The sequence below is a fragment of the Nocardiopsis ganjiahuensis DSM 45031 genome, from assembly GCF_000341085.1.
GTDB classification, from domain to species: Bacteria; Actinomycetota; Actinomycetes; order Streptosporangiales; family Streptosporangiaceae; genus Nocardiopsis; species Nocardiopsis ganjiahuensis.
Window position 1 is genome coordinate 405,467 of sequence record NZ_ANBA01000002.1, and the last position, 18,423, is coordinate 423,889.

The following is an 18,423-nucleotide window of genomic DNA, read 5'->3' on the forward strand; positions in this document are numbered from 1 at the left end:
GGAACCCGCACGACCGCCGGAACCCGCACGGCCCCCACAGACGAGAACAGACCCCAGAGGTCACCGAGGTATCGAGAGAGGTAGACGGCACGTGAGCGCCTTCACACCCGAGGCACTGCCTTCCGCCGACGAGGCCCGGGCGGCACTGACCGCCCTGCGCCGCGAGGTGGCCAAGGCGGTCGTGGGCCAGGACGAGACGGTGACCGGTCTGGTCGTGGCACTGCTGTGCCGCGGCCACGTACTGCTGGAGGGCGTGCCGGGTGTCGCCAAGACACTGCTCGTGCGCACGGTCTCGCAGGCCCTGTCACTGGACCACAAACGGGTGCAGTTCACCCCCGACCTGATGCCGGGCGACGTGACGGGTTCGCTCGTCTACGACCAGCACACGGCGAAGTTCGAGTTCATGCAGGGGCCGGTCTTCACCAACCTGCTGCTGGCGGACGAGATCAACCGGACCCCGCCCAAGACCCAGGCCTCGCTGCTGGAGGCCATGGAGGAGCGACAGGTCACCGTCGAGGGGCGCCCCATGGCGCTGCCGGACCCGTTCATGGTGGCGGCCACCCAGAACCCGGTCGAGTACGAGGGCACCTACCCGCTGCCCGAGGCGCAGCTGGACCGGTTCCTGCTGAAGGTGACCGTCCCGCTGCCCGAGCGCAACGCGGAGGTGGCGATGCTGGGCCGCCACGCCGCCGGCTTCGACCCGAGCGACCTGACCGCCGCCGGGGTGACCGCCGTGGCCGGCGCCGCAGAGCTGCACGCCGCCCGCAACGCGGTGGCCGGTGTGCGTATCGCCCCCGAGGTCCTCGGCTACATCGTGGACCTGTGCCGGGCCACCCGGTTCTCCGCCTCCCTCCAGCTGGGCGCCTCCCCCCGCGGTGCGACGGCGCTGCTGAAGACCAGCCGCGCGTGGGCGTGGCTGTCCGGCCGCGACTACGTGACCCCCGACGACGTCAAGGCCCTGGCCAAGGGCACCCTGCGGCACCGGATCGGACTGCGCCCGGAGGCCGAGCTGGAGGGCGCCACCGCCGACGGGATCCTGGACGGTGTGCTCGCCTCCGTCCCGGTGCCCCGCTGATGGTGGTCACCGGCCGGGCCGCGCTGCTGGCGCTCCTCGCGACGGGTGCGGTGGCGATCTCCGGCAGTCTCGGGGGAACCGTCACCTACGTCGCCGTGGGCCTGGTCGTGCTGCTGGTCGCGGTGGACGTGTCCTTGGCGGTCGGGCCGAGGAAGCTGCGCCTGTCCCGGGAGGGTGACACGTCGCTGCGCCTGGGCGAGACCGCCGAGGTGTTCGTGACGGTCGCCAACCCGACGGGTCGGCGGCTGCGCGGTTCGGTCCGCGACGCCTGGCCGCCGAGTGCGCACGCCTCCCCCAAGGCCCAGCCGCTGCGGGTCGGCGCCGGGGAGCGCCGCCGTGTCCGGACCGCGCTCACGCCGACGCGCCGCGGCGACGCCCGCGCCGCAGGGGTGACCGTGCGCAGTATCGGCCCGCTGGGTCTGGCCGGCCGGCAGCGCACGCTCAGCGCCCCTTGGAGCGTCCGGACGCTGCCGCCGTTCCACAGCCGCAGGCACCTGCCGGGCAAGCTGTCCCGGCTGCGCGAGCTGGAGGGGCAGCACACGGCGATGGTGCGCGGCCAGGGCAGTGAGTTCGACTCGCTGCGCGACTACGTGCCCGGCGACGACGTGCGCTCCATCGACTGGCGCGCGACCGCCCGCAACGACGGGGTGGTGGTGCGGACCTGGCGGCCCGAACGGGACCGGCGCATCCTCATCGTGCTGGACACCGGCCGCACCTCCGCCGGACGGGTGGGCGACACGCCTCGGCTGGACCACGCCATGGACGCCGCGCTGCTGCTGGCAGCGCTGGCGGGCAAGGCGGGCGACCGGGTGGACTTCATGGCCTACGACCGCGCGGTGCGCGCCCAGGTGAAGGCCTCGGGCAAGGGCAGCCAGGTGAACCGGGTGGTGGAGGCCATGGCGCCGCTGGAGGCCGAACTGGTGGAGTCGGACCCCGCCGGCCTGGTCAGCGCCGTGCTCACCCAGGGCCGGGCGCGCAAGCTCGTGGTACTGCTGACCGATCTCAACGCCACCTCCCTGGAGGAGGGGCTGCTGCCGCGGCTGCCGCTGCTGTCCTCGCACCACCTGCTGATGGTGGCGGGGATCAAGGACCCGCAGGTCGAGGAGATGGCGGCCGAACGGGGCAGTCCCGAGGCCCTGTACCGGGCGGCCTCCGCCGAGCGGACACTCGGCGAACGCCACCGGATCAGCGCGGAGCTGCGAAAGATGGGGGCCGAGGTGGTCGACGCCGGACCGGAGCACATCGCTCCGGCACTGGCCGACGCCTACATCAACCTGAAGGCCCAGGGACGCTTGTGACCCGGGGACGCGTGTAGCCCCCGGAATCTCAGGAGGGGCGCCTTCCCCGAGCGGGAGGGCGCCCCTTCCTGTGTCCGGCTCCGGTCAGGCGTCGTCGTTCCCGCCGCCGCGCAGCTTGTCACCGACCTCGATGACGGAGCGCTCCTCGGTCAGGCGCCGTAGCGCCTCCTCCTTCGAGATCGGGGTGCGAGGGGTGACCAGGCTGACGACCACACCGGAGACCAGGGCCACGGCCAGCGACGGGATCACCGCGTTGCCCCAGAAGGCGGTGAACGCCTCCACGCCGTTGACGACCAGGGCCGCGGCCGAACCGCCCAGCATCGCCGCCATCCCGCCCTGCCAGGTGGCCCGGGGCCAGAACTTGCCCAGGAGCGAGGCCACCAGCAGGCCGGTGAGCACCGTGGAGATCATCAGGGTGATGTACCCGATGAGGGTCGTGGCCAGGAGGGAGAACACCAGGGCGAGCCCCATCACCCCGGCCAGGCCCCACCGCGAGTACCGCACCGTGTTCTCGGGGTTCGGAAGCTTGCCGGTGACCACCTGGGAGACGTCGCGCAGCAGGATGGTGACGCTCACGATGGCGTCCGAATCACCCGAGGACATCGTGGCCGACAGGCCGGCGACCAGCAGGAACGCGCCCAGCCACAGCGGGAACAGGGTCGTGACCAGGTAGGGGAAGGCCATGTCCGGGTTCTCGAGGGCGGGCTCCAGGGTCCTGGCGGACATCCCGGCGATCGCCGGCAGGATCGAGAAGGCGGCGAAGAGGACGCCGGCGAGCACGAAGCTGCGCCGCACGGTCCGCACGTCGGCCGCGGCGTAGATCCGCTGCCGGTACGACGGGGTGGCCAGCACACCGACGGCGACGACCACGGCCAGCGACAGGGCGGGCAGCGGACCCAGCGCCTGAACGCCGAGCACGGAGAGCGCCTCCTCCGAGGACCCCTCACCCAACCCGTCGAAACCGCCGACGCTCACCAGGGCCAGGACCGCGAGGACGGTGAAGCCGAGGAAGAGGATCGTGCCCTGGATGGCGTCGGTGATGACCACGGCCAGGTAGCCGCCGATCACGGTGTACAGGCCGAAGCCCAGGGCGATGACCACTTTGGCCAGGTTCTGGTCCATGCCGGTGAGGAACGAGAGGTACATGGCGCCGCCCATGATGTGCGCGCCCAGCCATCCCACCGAGGCCAGGAACAGGAGCACGGCCACCACTGCCTTGATCGCGCGGCTGGCCCCGAAGTAGTAGCTCATCTCCTCGGGGAAGGTCATGAAACCCTTCTCGCGCACGTCGGCGAAGAGCCACAGGAGCAGCAGGACGCCCGCCGCGCCGCCGATCCCGTACAGGGCCCCGGCCCAACCGTTCTGGTAGGCGAACCCCACCGCGCCCAGGCTGGAGCCGGTGCCGACCAGGGTGGCCAGGGTGCTCCCCATGACCAGCGGGGTACCGAGCCTGCGTCCGGCGAGGAGGAAGTCCTCACCGTCCTTCGTGCGCCGGGCGACCCACCAGCTGACGGCGAGCATCAGCAGCACCGTGGCGAGCAGGGCCGACAGGTAGACCGCTGCGTTGGCTTGGTTCATGGCGAACCTCCTGGGATGACGGGGAGTGTGCGCACCCGGCCACGAGGGCTTCCGGGCGGGCGGGGATGAGGCAGAGGCGGTGCGGGCCGGGGCGGGGACAGGCGCTGGGGTGGAGGGGCGGAGCGGGTGCTGTGCGGCCCGGAGCCGGGCCGCACAGCCGGGGACGGCTGGTCCCGGAGGACTCAGTCGGCCGGGCGGTACAGGACCGCGTCGATCTCGATGTCGAAACCGGGCAGGTCCGCCTGGATGGTGGTGCGCACCGGCGGCTCGTCGCCGAAGTACTCCGCGAAGATCCCGTTCATCGCCTGGAAGTCGTCCAGGTCGCGCAGGTAGACCCGGGCCTGGACGGCGTCGGCCAGGCTCGAACCCGCCGCCTTCGCCACCGTGGCCAGGTTCTCGAAGGTGGCCCGGGCCTGTTCCGGGAACGGCCCGTCGACCAGCGAGCGGTCGGTGCGGTGCGGCGTCGCGCCGGCGAGGTAGACGAAGTCCCCGGCGACGACGGCGTGGGAGTAGGGGCCTCCGGGCGGTGCGGCGTCCGGGGTGTTCACGATCTTCTTCCTGGCCATGTGTCCTCCTTGGTAGCGGTGGTTCCGGCGGTGGCCGGTCCGGTTCAGAAAAAGGTGCGGACGGCGTCCACGACCCGGTCCCCTTCGTCGAGGACCGGGATCAGCGGCCACTTGTCGAACACCGTGCAGGGGTGCGAGAGGCCGAGTTCGACGACGTCTCCGACACGCAGCGCGTCCTCCGCGGAGCCGGTGAGGTCGAGGAACGCGTGGTGGTCGTTCAGCTCGACGACGCGTGCCCCGTCCCCCAGGGGGACCCGTTCCCCGTCACGCAGCAGCGCGCGCGGAACGGGCAGGTCGATGTCGAACGACACGTCTCGCTTGCCGACCCCCAGCAGGGCCCGGCCCGGCTCCGGCCGGGACAGGACCCGTGCGTAGCAGCGCAGTGCGGGACGCAGGGGGTCGTCGTCGGCGGAGGAGCGCAGCGGTGACGCGCGCTCCATGAACAGGTCGTCGTGGGTGAGGTAGCAGCCCGAACGGACGATCCGGCGGACCGGGAGCGACAGCCGGGGCGGCTCCGAGAGGGCGTCGGAGACCAGGTCGGGGTAGCTGCTGCCGCCCGCGGTGACGATCACCTCGGCCGCCCCGGCGAACAGGTCCTCGGCGTCGGCGCGCCGCGCGAACTCGTAGAGGCGGTCCAGCCAGGTGCGCACGCGGGAGGGCGAGTCGTCGTCGCGGCGCTGCGGGAACACTCCTTCGAAGGCCTCCACGCCGGCGAGGGTGAGCTGCGGGCAGGCCGCCACCGTCCGTGCCAGCTCCAGGGCCCCGTCCAGGTTCCGGACGCCCGTGCGGCGGCCTTCGACCCCCAGTTCCAGCAGGACCGGCAGCGGCCGGGCGGCTCCGGCCAGGGCGCGTGCCATGATCCGGACCCCCTCGGCGGAGTCCACCAGGCACAGCGGTTCGAACCCGGGATCGTCCAGGGCCTCTGCCAGCCACGCGAGCTGGCCCGGTTCCACGACCTCGTTGGCGACCAGGACCCGGGGGACACCGAATCGGCGCATCACACGGGCCTGGGCGACGGTGGCGGCGGTCAGGCCCCAGGCGCCCCGTGCCAACTGCTCCGACCACAGCCGCGGCGCCATCGTGGTCTTGGCGTGCGGCGCCAGGTCGACGCCCCGTTCGGCGCACCAGCGGGCGAACCGGTCGAGGTTGTGGCGCAGCGCCGCCTCGTCCAGGGTGACGGCGGGCAGCCACAGGTCGCGCAGGCCCAACCCCGCGGCCCGGATCCCGTCGACCGTGGTGGGGCTGAACGGCACGGACCGGGCCTCGACCGGTACGGCGTCGGACGCGGCCAGCAGTGCGGCGGGCAGGCCCGTACCGCTGGGAGGGCCGATGGGCGCGGAAGGCCCGGTGTCCGCGGGCTCCGGGCCCCGTTCCGGGGGTGGGCCGGTCTCTGTCATGGTGCGTTCCCGTCTGTGTCCGGCCCTCAGGGCCTGTCCTCGGCGGCTGGGCGGGGGAAGTGCTCGTCGAAGTCCTCGGGGCGGTCCAGGTACCGCACGGCGGAGCGGACCTGCTCGTGGCGCTGTTCCTCCGCACGGTGCTGGGCCGCGCTGAGGGGCACCCACACCGGCGGCGGTTCGGCGGCACGCGGTGTGAGCAGGCGTCCGCCGGCGTAGGTGGCCGTGTTGGTGAGGCGCAGCGGGGCCTGACGCGAACCGCCGTGCACGTCGACGACGGGGAACCGGCCCTCGCGGGCCTCGAACACCGCGATGTCGGCCGCCGCACCCGGGCGCAGCGTCCCGGCGGGCAGTCCGAACGCTCCGGCGGGCCGGTGCGTCACGGCCGCCACCGTGTCGGTCAGGCTCATCCCCGCGGCCATCGCCTTGCCCATGACGATCGGCAGGTCGAACGCGGGCCCGTAGACCGAGCGGATGTGCAGGTCGGTGGAGATGATCGGGACGATTCCGGCGGCCAGCTCCGCTTCGAGCACGTCGAAGTCGAAGGCGCCGGAGCCGTGCCCGAGGTCGAGGAGCACCCCGGAGTCGCGCAGGCGCGCCAGGGTGTCGGTGGGGCGGCCGTCGACGACGAGGTCGGCGGCGACCCCGGTGGCGCAGTGGGTGACGATGTCGCCCTCGGTGAGGAAGGGCGCGATGTCGGCGAGGTGGGGCGGTCCGTAGCCGATGTGCACCATGAGCGGCTTGTCCAGGCGCTTCGCCAGTGCCGCGGCCCTGCGGAGCGGTTCCAGACCGTGCACACCGACGGTCTGGCTGTCCATGCGCGCCTTGACACCGCAGACCAGGTCGCCGTGGCGCGCGGCCACCGCGGCCGCCGCGTCGACGTCGAGGTTCTCCAGGACGTGGTGCTCACCGGTGCGTCCGACCAGTCCGATCCCGGAGACGTTGATCAGCGACCGGACGCTGAACGGTGCGGGCTCGGCCACGAAGCGGCGCAGCCCGTCCAGCCCGTAGGCGCCCGCGGATCCGGCGTCGATCCAGGTCGTGACCCCGGTGCGCCAGGCGATCGGCTCCGGGTCCACGCCCCAGTAGGTGGAGCTGTGCAGCACGTGGGTGTGTGCGTCCACCAGGCCGGGGAGCACCAGCTTCCCGCGGACGTCGGCCTCCTGCGCGGCGCGGTCCCGGGGCAGGCCCGCGGCGACCTCGGCGATCCGGCCCGCGCGCACGGCGACATCGGCCGTCTCGTCACGACCGGAGGCGGGGTCGACGACGCGGCCTCCGCGCAACAACAGGTCCCACACGCCAGCCATCCCCCTTGTGCTGCACATAGCGCAACAGTGTTGCGCACTGGACAACACCTTGAATAGCATTGGACAGTGACGCAGGTCAACACGGCCCGTGATGCGGGACACCAGAACGAACCGGAGGCCGCGAGTGAGCACGCAGCGACGGAACGAGGCACCAGGGCGCGCGTCCGCCGGACACGCCCCGGCACCGTCCCCCCTCGCGGGCTCTGAGACAGGCCCCCTCGCCCGGCTCGACGCCGTGTGCGTGGGCGAGACGATGGCGCTGCTCGTCCCCGAACCGCACGGCGACGGGAGCGGCCCCCGCTTCCGCACCGAGGTCGGCGGCGCGGAGTCCAACGTCGCGGTGCACCTCGCCCGCGCCGGACGCGCCGTGGGCTGGCGCAGCGTCCTGGGCGACGACGTGTTCGGACAGCACGTCCACGAGCGCCTGACCGGCGCCGGCGTGCACTGCCTGGTCCGCGAGGACCGGGCGCGCACCACCGGCCTGTACCTGAAGGAGCCCGGACCTGAGGGGACCCGGGTGCGCTACTGGCGCAAGGGCTCGGCCGCCTCCACCCTGAACCGGGGCGACGCGGCCGAGGTGTGGCGGTGGCACCCCCGTCTGGTGCACACGAGCGGGATCACCGCCGTCCTGTCCGACTCGGCCGAAGGGCTGGTCCGGGACCTGTTCGAGCAGGCTCCCCCGGCCACGCTGCGCAGTTTCGACGTGAACTACCGCCCCGCGCTGCACGGCGCGGACAACGCCGGGCTGCTGCTGGACCTGGCCCGCCGGGCCGACGTGGTGTTCTGCGGACTCGACGAGGCCCAGTCGCTGTGGCAGGTGGAGACCCTGCCGGAGCTGCGTGAAGTTCTGACCGGCGAGAACTCCGGCCCCGACCTCCTCGTCGTCAAGCAGGGCGCGCGGGGGGCCACCGCCGTCCGCGACGGCCGGACCTGGTTCCAGCCCGCGCCCAGGGTCGAGGTGGTCGAACCCGTGGGTGCCGGTGACGCCTTCGCCGCGGGGTTCCTCGACCGCCTGCTCGACGGTGCTCCGCTGCCCGAGTGCCTGGCCGAAGGCGCCAGACTGGCCGGGGTGGTACTCGGACTCCCCGGCGACATCCCGCCGCCACCGGAGAGTCCCACCGCCCGCTGAGAGGCAGTCCCGGTCCGGAACGGCCTCAGACCGACCCCAGGGGCCGTGCCCCTGACGACTTACGGGGAGTACCCACCGGTGTCCAACAGTGTCGAACGCGCCCTGCGGATCCTCGTGGAGCTGGCCGAGGGCCCCACCACCATCAGCGAGCTCGGACGCCGCCTCGACGTGCACCGCACCACCTCGCTGCGCCTGCTGCGCACCCTGGAGGAGGAGCGGTTCGTGCGCCGCGCGGACGACGGCAGCTACCAGCTGGGCCCCCGCCTGGCCGCCCTCGCCGCGGCCGCCCTGGACGGACTCGACATCCGGGACAGCGCCGCCCGGCACCTCGCCGCGCTGAGCGACACCTGCGGACAGACCGTCCACCTGGGCGCGCTCGAGGGCAGACAGGTGATGTACCTGGACAAGGTCGAGTCGCGGCAGGCCGTGCGCATGTACTCCCACATCGGCGCGCTGGCACCGCTGCACGCCACCGGGATCGGCAAGGTGATCCTCGCCTACCTGTCCGCCGGAGAGCGCGACGAGCTGCTCGGGGAGTCCCCCTACCCCCGCTACACGGCCAACACGCTCACCGACCGGGACGCCCTCGACGAGGTCCTCGACCGCACCGCGCGCCAGGGCTGGACCCTGGACGACTTCGAGCACGAGGAGTTCATCCACTGTGTGGCCGCGCCCGTCTTCGACGCGGCCGGCCGGGTCGCCGCGGCGGTCTCCGTCTCGGCCCCGAGCATGGTCCTCGACCGCCCCGGGCTGCTCGCGTTCACCGACGACCTGACCGCCACCGCACACGCCATCAGCGAGGAGCTGGGGTGGAGCAGGCGCGGGCCGCTCCGCGACTGAGGACGGCGCCCTGCCCGAACAAGGCCGGGCCCTCGCGCAGCGGCTCCCGGCAGGAAGACCAGGGGTCACGAAAGCGGGTATCGGAACGAGGCGCCTCTCTCCGGAAGGGCGCCTCCTTCGTGCACTATGGGTGCATGGCCTCTCCCCCCGAAGCCCGCAACACCGCCCAGGGCGCGGTCCACGGTCAGCTGCTCCAGGTCCGGGACCTCCACGGCGGCGTCACCCTGAACGCGCCACCCCGGGCCCCCGGCCCAGCGGCGGACGTGTCCCTGGACCCGCCCCGGCCCGCGACCACCGTGCGCGGACGCGGGGAGCTGTTGGCCGAGCTGCGTTCGGCGATGGAACACGGGGCTCCGGTCCCGCACGTGCTCACCGGGCCCGGGGGGTTCGGGAAGACCACCGTGGCGGCGGCGCTCGCCGAGCACGCCCGTTCCCAAGGGCGGACCGTGTTCTGGGTCCGCCCGGACGCCGTCCTGCCGAGCATGCTGGAGGTGGCCGTGGAGTTGGGCGGCTCCCGACAGGAGGCCGAGGAGTTCACGGCCGCGCCCAGGCAGGCCGCGCGCTGGGTGTGGCGACACCTGGACACCGCCCGGAACCCCTGGCTGCTGGTGATCGACAACGCCGACCGGCCCGAGGAACTCGACCCCGAACACCGCCCCGGTGAACAGCGCGGCTGGCTGCGCTCCAGCCCGGGCGGGTTCGTCCTGGTCACCAGCCGACTCGACGATCCCGCGCTGTGGGCGCCCGCGAAGGTGCACCGGGTGAGGGCTCTGGAAGGCCCGGACGCGGCCACGGCCCTGACGGACCACACCGGTGCGGAACGGCTTCCCGGGGCCGAAGAGCTCGCCGAACGCCTCGGCGGGGTCCCGCTGGCGCTCTTCCTGGCCGGACGCATCCTGGCCACCCACCACGTCCTCCTGCCCGACGCGAGCTCCCTGCTGGGTCACCTCGACGGGGACATCGCGCGACTCGACGAACTCTCAGGACCGCTGGTGACAGGGGACGACAGCGAGCGCCGCCTGCTCTCCGGGGTCTGGGAACTGTCCCTGCGCATGGTGGGTGAACAGAACCCGCAGGCCGTGCCCCTGTTGCGAGCACTGGCCCTGCTCGGGCCCCAGGGCCGGACCGTGCCGCTGTGGCGGCTGCCGGTCTCCGAGCTGGTCGGCGGCGCCCTGGACACCTCGGAGCAGCCGCTGGACGAAGCCTCCTTCGCCCGGGCGGTGAACGCGCTGGCCGTCCACGGACTGGTCCAGGTACAACGGCGTTTCGAGGAAACCGGGCTGCGCCTGCATCCGCTGGTCTCGGAGACGGTGCGGGCGCGGTTCGGCGAGGACGACCTGCCCCTGGTCCTGGGCGTCGAGGAGCTCCTGACGCGGCAGGGCGACCAGCACCCGCGGTTCGAGCTGGGCGCCTTCGCCGCCCTGGGCGCGCTGGCCCGCCGGACAGCGGCGCTGGGGCCGCGGTTCCAGGCACGGGTCGGGCTCTCCGAGGCGCGCAGGCACCTGCAGCTGGGACAGTTCACGGAGGCGGAACGGGTGGCGGGTGCCGTCCGCAGGACCGCACAGGAAACGCTGGGCCCCGACGATCCCCTCACACTCCAGGCCCGGCACCTGCTGGCCGAGGGCCTGCTCTTCCGGGAGCGCGTCTCCGAGGCCGAGAGCGCGTACCTGGCGTTGCTCGCGGACCGGGAGCGGGTGCTGGGCGCCGAGCATCCCCGGACCCTGGACACCCGCCATCAGATCGCCCTGGTGGCCGGGATGCACGGTGACTGGGCGTCCGCCCGGAAGCAGCACGGGGAGATCCTCGAGACACGGACGAGGGTGCAGGGCCCGGAGGCCGACGAGACCCTGGCCTCCATGGACGCCCTCGGGTACGCCGCCATGAGGATGGGCGACCTGGACACGGCGGAGCAGCTGTTCGAAGAGGTCCACGAGATCCGGGAACGCGTCCTGGGCGGAGGGGACCGGCTCACCCTGAACGCCGGGTACAAGCTCGGGCTGGTCGCCCTGAGACGCGGCGACCGCCCCAGGGCCCGCCTGCACTTCAGGGCCGTCCTGGAGGGGCGCCGTCGCGTGCTGGGCGAAGACCACCCGCAGACCCGGCTGGTGCGGGACCGCCTGAGCGGGGCGGACTTCGAGGAGACCAGGGCGGGAGGGGCCCTGAACTCCGGCTAACCGGCCACCGGGACGGCGGCGGGGGCGTCCCTGATGTCGCCGGTCTCGCCCTCCTCGTGGGCCTTCCTGCCGACCGTGTAGACGTAGACGAAGAACAGGACCTCGGCGACCACGCCGATGCCGATGGCGATCCAGGTGTTGGTGACCCAGCCGGTGACCAGGCCCTCGATGAGACCCGAGACGAACAGCACCACCACCAGGCCCAGCACCACGGCGATGGCCGCGCGGGCCTCCTCGCCCAGGGCGCGCAGGCGGGTCCGGTCGCCCGGGGAGACGAGGGTCCAGCCGATCTTCAGCCCCACACCGCCGGCCACGAACACGGCGGTCAGCTCCAACAGGCCGTGCGGGAGGATCAGCGCGAAGAACACGTCCCCGCGACCCATCGCGAACATCATGCCGCCGGCCGAGCCGAGGTTGACCGCGTTGAGGAAGAGCACACCGAGCGTGGGCAGGCCGAAGGCCACACCGAAGATGATCGCCTGCGCCGCCACCCAGGCGTTGTTGGTCCACACCTGGGCCGCGAAGGATCCCGCGGGGTTCTCCACGTAGTAGTTGGCGAAATCGTGCTCGACGTAGCGCGCGATGGACTCGGGTGTGCCGATGGCGGCCAGGACGTCGGGGTCGGTGGCGATCCACACACCGGTCACCGTCGCCACGGCGAGGGTTCCGGCGGTCACGCCGATCCACCACCAGCGCAGCCGGTACAGCACCGCGGGGAACACCCTGGTGAAGAAACCGCCGACGTCGGTCCACGAGGACGCGTGTGAGCCGGTCACCGCGGACCGGGCCCGGGCCACCTGGGAGGACAGCCGTCCGGCCAGCTCCGGGTCCTGACCCGAGGAGCGCACCACGGACAGGTGGGTCGACACCCTCTGGTAGAGGTCGACGAGCTCGTCGATCTCCTCACCCGTGAGCGAACGGCGCCGGCGCACCAGTTCGTCGAGCCGTTCCCACTCCCGGGCGTGCGCCGCGGCAAAGACGTCGATATCCACGCACTGGACACTACTGGATCGGTACCCCGCGACCGCGACCGGTGCGAACACGCCACCCCGCTGGCGGGTAGTGTCGTGGAGACGGTTTCAGACACCCGGTAAGGGAGCGTGTACTGGTGTCCTATCCCGGTGGTGGCGGAACCCGTGACGACGTGTACGGCACAACGCCGCTGGTCACGGGTGACGCCGTGGTACTCGAACTGCGCCCGGCCGGTTTCGCCACGCGCACGGCGGCGATCGCCATCGACTTCCTGGTGCAGATCATCGCGCTGATCGCCATGGGCCTGGTCGTCTCCTGGATCGGGGTGACCGTCGATCCCGCCGCGACCGCCGCGATCTCCCTGGCCGCCACGATCCTCATCATCGTCGGCTACCCCACCGCGTTCGAGTCCATCTCGCGCGGGCGCTCCCTCGGCAAGATGGCCCTGGGCCTGCGGGTGGTCGGAACCGACGGCTCACCCGAACGCTTCCGCCAGGCGCTGGCCCGGGCGCTGGCCGCGTTCGTCGAACTCTGGACGACCTTCGGCGTGATCGCCCTGATCACCTCGATGCTCAACCGGGACGGCCGCCGGATCGGCGACTTCGTGGCCGGGACCATGGTGGTGGAGGAGCGCACCGGCGGACGCCGCGACGTGGTCATCCCGATGCCGCCGCACCTGGCCGCCTGGGCCGCGACGACCGAGCTGTCCCGGCTGTCCCCCGAGACCGCGAACGCCGCCCGCCAGTACGTGCTGCGATACGGCGAGCTCGCCGAGCACACCCGGCACGAGATGGGCATCCAGCTGGCCGACACCGTCGCCGCCCAGGTCAGCCCGGCCCCGCCGCCCGGCACCACGCCGCCGTACTTCCTGGCGGCCGTGCTGGCCGAGCGCCGTCGCCGCAGCCTGGAAGCCATGGGACAACCCTCCTCCCAGGGCTTCCAGGGCCCACAGCACCACGGATTCCAAGGGCATGGCCCGCAGGGCCCGTACCCTGGCTCGCGTCCCCGGTGGTAGCTCTCCAGCGATAAGCGGAAACCACGCATAGCGTCAGGCTGAACACGTTAAGTTCGCGACATGCCCCTCAAGGTCCGCGAGATCATCAAGCTCATCGAAGCCGACGGCTGGGTACTGCATCGAATACGCGGCAGTCATCGGCACTACGTGCATCCGAAGAAACCGGGGGTGGTGACCATCCCGGGAAAACCGAGCCGAGACTTGCCCATTGGTACCGAGCGCAGCATCCTGAAACAGGCGGGAATCACATGGAGGTAGCGATGAGCACGTTCGCGGTCATCATCGAGCGGGCCGAGGACGGTGGTTTCGGCGCCTGGTCCCCCGACCTTCCCGGCTGTGTCGCACTGGGAGACACGGAGGAGGAGGCCCTCCAGGAGATGCACGAGGCCGTGCGAGGGCACCTGGAGGTGCTCCGGGAGCGGGGAGAAGCCGTCCCGGAACCGACCACCGTGGCCGCGACCACGTTCACGGCGGCCTGACCCCCAAGGTCAGGGGCGCCAGGAGTTCAGGTAGGCCTCCTGGTCGGGGGTGAGCGCGTCGATGCCCACGCCCAGGGCCGCGAGTTCCAGCCGGGCGACCTCGTTGTCGGTCTCCTCGGGCACCTCGACCACACCGGGTTCGAGTGTGCCGTGCTCCTTCGCCAGCCACTCCGAGGTGAGCGCCTGCACGGCGAAGGACATGTCCATGACGGCGGCGGGGTGGCCCTCCGCGGCGCCCAGGTTGACCAGGCGGCCCTCGGAGAGCAGCAGGAGCCTGCGGCCGTCGGCGAACACGTACTCCTCGGCCTGTTCGCGCACGCTGCGGTCGACCGCCACGGACAGCGCGTCCAGGGCGTTCAGGTCGATCTCGAGGTCGAAGTGGCCGGAGTTCGCCAGGATCGCGCCGTCCCGCATCACCGCCAGGTGTTCGTGGCGGATCACGTCGCGGTTTCCGGTGGCGGTGACGAACACGTCCCCGACCGGCGCGGCGGTCTCCATCGTGGCGACCGTGTACCCCTGCATCACGGCGTCCAGCGCCTTGACCGGGTCCACCTCGGTGACGACCACGTTCGAACCCATGCCGCGGAACCGCTCGGCGAGGCCGCGTCCGCAGTAGCCGAACCCGGCCACGACCACGGTGCGCCCGGCCAGGAGCGTGTTCGTGGCGCGTAGGATCCCGTCCACGGTGGACTGCCCGGTGCCGTACCGGTTGTCGAACATCCGCTTGGTGCGGGTGTCGTTGACCGCGACCATCGGTAGCCGGAGCTCGCCCTCGGCGCTCATCCTGCGCAGACGGATGACCCCGGTGGTGGTCTGCTCGCAGCCGCCCAGCACCCCTTCGAGCAGTTCGGGGCGGTCCACATGGGCCGTGTTGACCAGGTCGCACCCGTCGTCCAGCAACAGGTGCGGCCGGGACTCCAGGACGGTGACCAGGTTGCGGTCGTAGGCGGCGGTGTCCATGCCCGCCCACGCGTGCACGGCCACCCCGTACTCGGCGACCAGGGCGGCGGCGGTGTCGTCCTGGGTGGAGAGCGGGTTGGAGGCGGCCAACCACACCTGGGCACCGCCCGCGCGCAGGACCCGGAGCAGGTTCGCGGTCTCGGCGGTCACGTGCAGGCACGCGGCCACCCGCAGCCCTTCGAGCGGCCGCTCCTCGGCGAACCGTTCGCGGACGCTGCGCAGGACGGGCATGGAGCGTTCGGCCCATGCCACACGGCGGACCCCGGCCTTCGCGAGGCCGAGGTCCGCCACCTCGTGCGAGGGGAGTGTCATCTTGTGGAAGGACTCGCCCCTAGTAGCGGTAGTGGTCGGGCTTGAACGGCCCGGCCACGTCCACGCCGATGTAGGCGGCCTGCTCCTTGGTGAGCTCGGTCAGCTTGACGCCGAGCGCGGCCAGGTGCAGACGGGCGACCTTCTCGTCGAGGAGCTTCGGCAGCGTGTACACGTCGATCGGGTACTCGTCCTGCTTGGTGAACAGCTCGATCTGCGCGATGACCTGGTTGGTGAAGCTGTTGGACATCACGAAGCTGGGGTGGCCGGTGGCGTTGCCCAGGTTCAGCAGTCGGCCCTCGGAGAGCACCAGGACGGACTTGCCGTTCTCCTGGGTCCACTCGTGGACCTGCGGCTTGATCTCCTTCTTGCGGATGCCGGGGACCTTCGCCAGGCCGGCCATGTCGATCTCGTTGTCGAAGTGGCCGACGTTGCCGACGATCGCCTGGTGCTTCATGCGCACGATCTGGTCGGCCATGATCACGTTGAAGTTGCCGGTGGTGGTGATGAAGATGTCACCGGTCTCCAGCACGTCCTCCAGGGTGGTGACCTGGAACCCGTCCATGGCCGCCTGGAGGGCGTTGATCGGGTCGATCTCGGTGACGATGACGCGGGCGCCCTGGCCGCGCAGCGCCTCGGCCGAGCCCTTGCCGACGTCGCCGTAACCGCAGACCACGGCGACCTTGCCGCCGATGAGGACGTCGGTGGCGCGCATGATGCCGTCCGGCAGCGAGTGGCGGATGCCGTACTTGTTGTCGAACTTGCTCTTGGTGACCGAGTCGTTGACGTTGATCGCCGGGAAGGACAGGATGCCGTCACGCTGCATCTCGTACAGGCGGAGCACACCGGTGGTGGTCTCCTCGGTGACGCCCTTGATGCCCTTGGCGATGCCGGTCCACTTGGTGGCGTCCTTCTCGAGGCTCGCCTGGAGGAGCTTGAGGACGACCTCGAACTCCTCGCTGTCAGCGGTGGAGGGGTCCGGGACGACGCCGGCCTTCTCGAACTGCGCACCCTTGTGGACGAGCATGGTGGCGTCGCCGCCGTCGTCGAGGATCATGTTGGGGCCGTCGGCGCCCGGCCAGGTCAGCGCCTGCTCCGTGCACCACCAGTACTCCTCCAGCGTCTCGCCCTTCCAGGCGAAGACGGGGACGCCCTTGGGGTCGTCGACGGTGCCGTCGGGGCCGACCACCACCGCGGCCGCGGCGTGGTCCTGGGTGGAGAAGATGTTGCAGCTCACCCAGCGGACCTCGGCGCCCAGGGCGACGAGGGTCTCGATGAGGACAGCGGTCTGCACGGTCATGTGCAGCGAACCCATGATGCGGGCGCCCGTGAGGGGCTTGCTGTCACCGAACTCGGCGCGGGTGGCCATGAGGCCGGGCATCTCGTGCTCGGCGAGACGGATCTCGTCGCGGCCGAACTCGGCCAGGGAGAGATCGGCGACCTTGAAGTCGAAAGCCATGCGTTCCTCACTCGTCAAGTCATGGTTACGAGCCGATTCTAGGCCCGCGACCCACCCTCGGACACAAAGCTCACACCGAGATGTCAGATTTGCGCGATGTGGCGCTTCACGTGGGTTAGGGTCCCAGCATGGCCGCCCTCGACGACGACCCCACAGCGCCCGGACCCGACGGTTCGCCGGTCCCCATCTCCGCGGCTGCCGAGCGGGTCGGCAGCACCGCCCGCATGCTGCGCTACCGCGAGGGCCTCGGCCTGCTCCCCCGGACCCAGGAACAGCCCACGGGGCGCGGGCACCGGCACCGCCGGTTCACCGAGGAGGACCTGCGCACGATCGAGGGCGGGCTGGAGCTGGAGCGCGAGTTCGACATCCCCCCGGCGGCTCTGGCCTTCGCCCTGCGCGTGCTCGCCGAACCCGACGTGCTGGCCCGGGTGCGCGCGCACGGCGAACGCCTGGGCAGGCTGGCCGCCGGCCGCACCCGGGCGCTGGACTTCGAGAAGCAGAAGGCCATGCGCCTTCTGGGCTCCCGTCGCCCCGGCCCCACGAGCCCGGGGACGCGCACCGACCACTCTGGTTGACCCGGGTCCACGGCCGTCACCGGACACCCAGACCAACCGTTCGGCATGTTTTGGCAAAGACCCCACGGGCTACGGATGAGACCGTGGACAGCCAACTCGGCGACACGGCCTGGGGGACACTCCCCGAGCGCGTGCGCGAAGACCTCAGGGACGTCGACCGCCTGCGGGCGGTCTGGGCCGCACAACGCCAGGGCCATCCCCTGGACGTGCGCGGAGCCGCGCGGCGGGAGCTGACGCGGGACCGCGTCCGGGAGTGGGGAGGCGGCCCCGAACTCACCGAACTCCTGCTGACCGGTGCGTCGGCTTCGGGCGAGCCGATGACCGGCCCGCACATCGCGGCGCTGGCGGGGCGGGTCGCCGCGCTCCCCGAGACCGAGTGGACCCCGGGCACGCGCCGTGCGCTGCGGCCGTTCAGAACGGCCCTGTCCACCGAACACACCCTCGACCTCGCCCGGGCCGCGGTGGTCCCGGCCCACCCCGTGGTGCGGGCCGCGCACACCTACGCCGAGTGCGTGCGGATCCTGACCGAGGCCACAGGAGGGCCGGAGGCCACCGGAGAGGGAGGGGACGGCTTCGACGCGCCCTGGGCCCTGCCCTGGGTACTGGCCTCGCGGGTCCTCCAGCGGGCGGACCTGCCCCCGTTGCTCCTCGACCCGGGCTGTCCACCGCCCGGACCGTGTACCAAGCAGGACCCCGAGGAACGGCTCGCGCCCCTGGTCTCCCACATGGCGCGGCTGGTCACCGGGGCCCTGCGCGGCGAACTCGGCTGGGCTCGGGGGGACCGGCCCGGGGCGGGGGCACCGGTCCCTCCGCTGACCGCCGTGACGCGTCGCCGCGTCCTGGACTACGTCCGCTCCCGGCGCGACCCGGTCGCGCTCATCCTGCGCGCCCTGGACCCCGGGGCGAGCGCCACGGTCTCCTCGGGGGACGGCGGTGCCGCCACGGCCCGGGGCGGGCCGGAGCCCCTCGACCGGGCCCTGTTCACCCCGGGCGCGGCGTACTGGTGGACGTGCCTGGAGCTGGTGGTGGGCGACACGTCGCTGTCGCTCTACGTCCTGGTCCAGGACGTGGGCAGCCCGCCCTCGGGTGTGCTGGCGGTGACCGCGAACGCGCGCCTGGTCACCCCGGAGGGGGACCGGGAGACGCTGGAGATGTCCCGGAGCGACAGTGTCACCGTGATGCCCACGGACTGCGTGGACGACCGCTGGCCCCAGGTGCGGGACCTGGTGGACGAGGCGGTCTCCCGCTCCATGAACGAGCTCACCCGCCTGTGAGGCCGGAGGGCCGGGGGTC

General features: G+C 72.2%; 17 protein-coding genes. 10 read left to right on the top strand and 7 right to left on the bottom strand.

Annotation, left to right across the window (positions count from 1 at the left end; all coding sequences use genetic code 11):
• Positions 1 to 91: 91 nt before the first annotated feature.
• Together D458_RS0102385 and D458_RS0102390 are read left to right on the top strand one after the other, a co-directional pair.
• On the top strand, positions 92 to 1,075 hold the full coding sequence (locus D458_RS0102385) for an AAA family ATPase (RefSeq protein ID WP_017585128.1): 984 nt from the start codon (positions 92 to 94) through the stop codon (positions 1,073 to 1,075).
• Positions 1,075 to 2,373 carry a DUF58 domain-containing protein gene (locus D458_RS0102390; RefSeq protein ID WP_017585129.1) on the top strand — a complete coding sequence of 433 codons (1,299 nt, stop codon included), beginning with the start codon at positions 1,075 to 1,077 and terminating at the stop codon, positions 2,371 to 2,373. The genes D458_RS0102385 and D458_RS0102390 overlap by 1 nt, the downstream gene beginning before the upstream one ends.
• Positions 2,374 to 2,457: 84 nt before the next feature.
• Here the strand turns inward: D458_RS0102390 and D458_RS0102395 are convergent, their stop codons facing one another.
• The 4 genes from D458_RS0102395 to D458_RS0102410 form a co-directional block, all read right to left on the bottom strand.
• Positions 2,458 to 3,951: a sodium:solute symporter family protein gene (locus D458_RS0102395; protein ID WP_017585130.1), complete on the bottom strand. Its 1,494-nt coding sequence runs from the start codon at positions 3,949 to 3,951 to the stop codon at positions 2,458 to 2,460.
• A 182-nt stretch (positions 3,952 to 4,133) separates the two neighbouring features.
• Positions 4,134 to 4,517, bottom strand: a complete 384-nt coding sequence (locus tag D458_RS0102400) for a RidA family protein (protein ID WP_017585131.1) — start codon at positions 4,515 to 4,517, stop codon at positions 4,134 to 4,136.
• A 44-nt stretch (positions 4,518 to 4,561) separates the two neighbouring features.
• On the bottom strand, positions 4,562 to 5,914 hold the full coding sequence (locus tag D458_RS0102405; protein WP_017585132.1) for an alanine racemase: 1,353 nt from the start codon (positions 5,912 to 5,914) through the stop codon (positions 4,562 to 4,564).
• Positions 5,915 to 5,940: 26 nt separating this feature from the next.
• Positions 5,941 to 7,209 carry an amidohydrolase family protein gene (locus D458_RS0102410; RefSeq protein WP_017585133.1) on the bottom strand — a complete coding sequence of 423 codons (1,269 nt, stop codon included), beginning with the start codon at positions 7,207 to 7,209 and terminating at the stop codon, positions 5,941 to 5,943.
• Between the two features lie 250 nt (positions 7,210 to 7,459).
• Here D458_RS0102410 and D458_RS0102415 point away from each other — a divergent pair, with 250 nt between their 5' ends.
• The 3 genes from D458_RS0102415 to D458_RS32795 all read left to right on the top strand — a co-directional run bounded on the left by D458_RS0102415 (position 7,460) and on the right by D458_RS32795 (position 11,361).
• Complete coding sequence (locus D458_RS0102415; RefSeq protein ID WP_017585134.1) at positions 7,460 to 8,347, top strand: sugar kinase; 888 nt, start codon at positions 7,460 to 7,462, stop codon at positions 8,345 to 8,347.
• 78 nt (positions 8,348 to 8,425) lie between these two features.
• Positions 8,426 to 9,187 (top strand): IclR family transcriptional regulator, encoded by a 762-nt coding sequence (locus tag D458_RS0102420; RefSeq protein WP_017585135.1) that lies wholly within the window; start codon positions 8,426 to 8,428, stop codon positions 9,185 to 9,187.
• A 134-nt stretch (positions 9,188 to 9,321) separates the two neighbouring features.
• Entirely contained in the window at positions 9,322 to 11,361 is a 2,040-nt protein-coding gene (locus D458_RS32795; RefSeq protein WP_017585136.1) for a tetratricopeptide repeat protein, read from the top strand.
• Here D458_RS32795 and D458_RS0102430 read toward each other — a convergent pair.
• Positions 11,358 to 12,353 carry a stage II sporulation protein M gene (locus tag D458_RS0102430; RefSeq protein ID WP_017585137.1) on the bottom strand — a complete coding sequence of 332 codons (996 nt, stop codon included), beginning with the start codon at positions 12,351 to 12,353 and terminating at the stop codon, positions 11,358 to 11,360. The genes D458_RS32795 and D458_RS0102430 overlap by 4 nt on opposite strands.
• A gap of 116 nt (positions 12,354 to 12,469) precedes the next feature.
• On the opposite strand from D458_RS0102430, the gene D458_RS32800 reads away from it, so the two are divergent.
• Genes D458_RS32800 through D458_RS0102440 form a run of 3 tightly spaced genes read left to right on the top strand, consistent with a single transcriptional unit; the run spans position 12,470 to position 13,827 of the window.
• The gene (locus tag D458_RS32800; protein ID WP_017585138.1) at positions 12,470 to 13,348 is read left to right on the top strand and encodes an RDD family protein; all 879 of its coding nucleotides are present in this window, start codon (positions 12,470 to 12,472) and stop codon (positions 13,346 to 13,348) included.
• 60 nt (positions 13,349 to 13,408) lie between these two features.
• On the top strand, positions 13,409 to 13,606 hold the full coding sequence (locus D458_RS35205) for a type II toxin-antitoxin system HicA family toxin (protein WP_017585139.1): 198 nt from the start codon (positions 13,409 to 13,411) through the stop codon (positions 13,604 to 13,606).
• 2 nt (positions 13,607 to 13,608) lie between these two features.
• Positions 13,609 to 13,827: a type II toxin-antitoxin system HicB family antitoxin gene (locus D458_RS0102440; RefSeq protein ID WP_017585140.1), complete on the top strand. Its 219-nt coding sequence runs from the start codon at positions 13,609 to 13,611 to the stop codon at positions 13,825 to 13,827.
• Positions 13,828 to 13,836: 9 nt separating this feature from the next.
• Here the strand turns inward: D458_RS0102440 and ahcY (D458_RS0102445) are convergent, their stop codons facing one another.
• Positions 13,837 to 15,099 carry an adenosylhomocysteinase gene (ahcY, locus tag D458_RS0102445; RefSeq protein WP_017585141.1) on the bottom strand — a complete coding sequence of 421 codons (1,263 nt, stop codon included), beginning with the start codon at positions 15,097 to 15,099 and terminating at the stop codon, positions 13,837 to 13,839.
• A 19-nt stretch (positions 15,100 to 15,118) separates the two neighbouring features.
• Positions 15,119 to 16,555 (bottom strand): adenosylhomocysteinase, encoded by a 1,437-nt coding sequence (gene ahcY, locus D458_RS0102450; protein ID WP_017585142.1) that lies wholly within the window; start codon positions 16,553 to 16,555, stop codon positions 15,119 to 15,121.
• 128 nt (positions 16,556 to 16,683) lie between these two features.
• Here ahcY (D458_RS0102450) and D458_RS0102455 point away from each other — a divergent pair, with 128 nt between their 5' ends.
• Both D458_RS0102455 and D458_RS0102460 read left to right on the top strand, forming a co-directional pair.
• Positions 16,684 to 17,130 carry a MerR family transcriptional regulator gene (locus D458_RS0102455; protein ID WP_017585143.1) on the top strand — a complete coding sequence of 149 codons (447 nt, stop codon included), beginning with the start codon at positions 16,684 to 16,686 and terminating at the stop codon, positions 17,128 to 17,130.
• An 83-nt stretch (positions 17,131 to 17,213) separates the two neighbouring features.
• The gene (locus D458_RS0102460) at positions 17,214 to 18,404 is read left to right on the top strand and encodes a hypothetical protein (RefSeq protein ID WP_017585144.1); all 1,191 of its coding nucleotides are present in this window, start codon (positions 17,214 to 17,216) and stop codon (positions 18,402 to 18,404) included.
• Positions 18,405 to 18,423 lie beyond the last annotated feature (19 nt).

What these genes read in the sequence shown, in the direction of transcription:
- D458_RS0102390 (WP_017585129.1), top strand. Translation starts at nt 1,075, where the DNA reads ATGGTGGTCACCGGCCGGGCCGCGCTGCTGGCGCTCCTCGCGACGGGT.
- D458_RS0102395 (WP_017585130.1), bottom strand. Translation starts at nt 3,951, where the DNA reads ATGAACCAAGCCAACGCAGCGGTCTACCTGTCGGCCCTGCTCGCCACG.
- D458_RS0102400 (WP_017585131.1), bottom strand. Translation starts at nt 4,517, where the DNA reads ATGGCCAGGAAGAAGATCGTGAACACCCCGGACGCCGCACCGCCCGGA.
- D458_RS0102405 (WP_017585132.1), bottom strand. Translation starts at nt 5,914, where the DNA reads ATGACAGAGACCGGCCCACCCCCGGAACGGGGCCCGGAGCCCGCGGAC.
- D458_RS32795 (WP_017585136.1), top strand. Translation starts at nt 9,322, where the DNA reads ATGGCCTCTCCCCCCGAAGCCCGCAACACCGCCCAGGGCGCGGTCCAC.
- D458_RS35205 (WP_017585139.1), top strand. Translation starts at nt 13,409, where the DNA reads ATGCCCCTCAAGGTCCGCGAGATCATCAAGCTCATCGAAGCCGACGGC.
- D458_RS0102440 (WP_017585140.1), top strand. Translation starts at nt 13,609, where the DNA reads ATGAGCACGTTCGCGGTCATCATCGAGCGGGCCGAGGACGGTGGTTTC.
- ahcY (WP_017585141.1), bottom strand. Translation starts at nt 15,099, where the DNA reads ATGACACTCCCCTCGCACGAGGTGGCGGACCTCGGCCTCGCGAAGGCC.
- ahcY (WP_017585142.1), bottom strand. Translation starts at nt 16,555, where the DNA reads ATGGCTTTCGACTTCAAGGTCGCCGATCTCTCCCTGGCCGAGTTCGGC.
- D458_RS0102455 (WP_017585143.1), top strand. Translation starts at nt 16,684, where the DNA reads ATGGCCGCCCTCGACGACGACCCCACAGCGCCCGGACCCGACGGTTCG.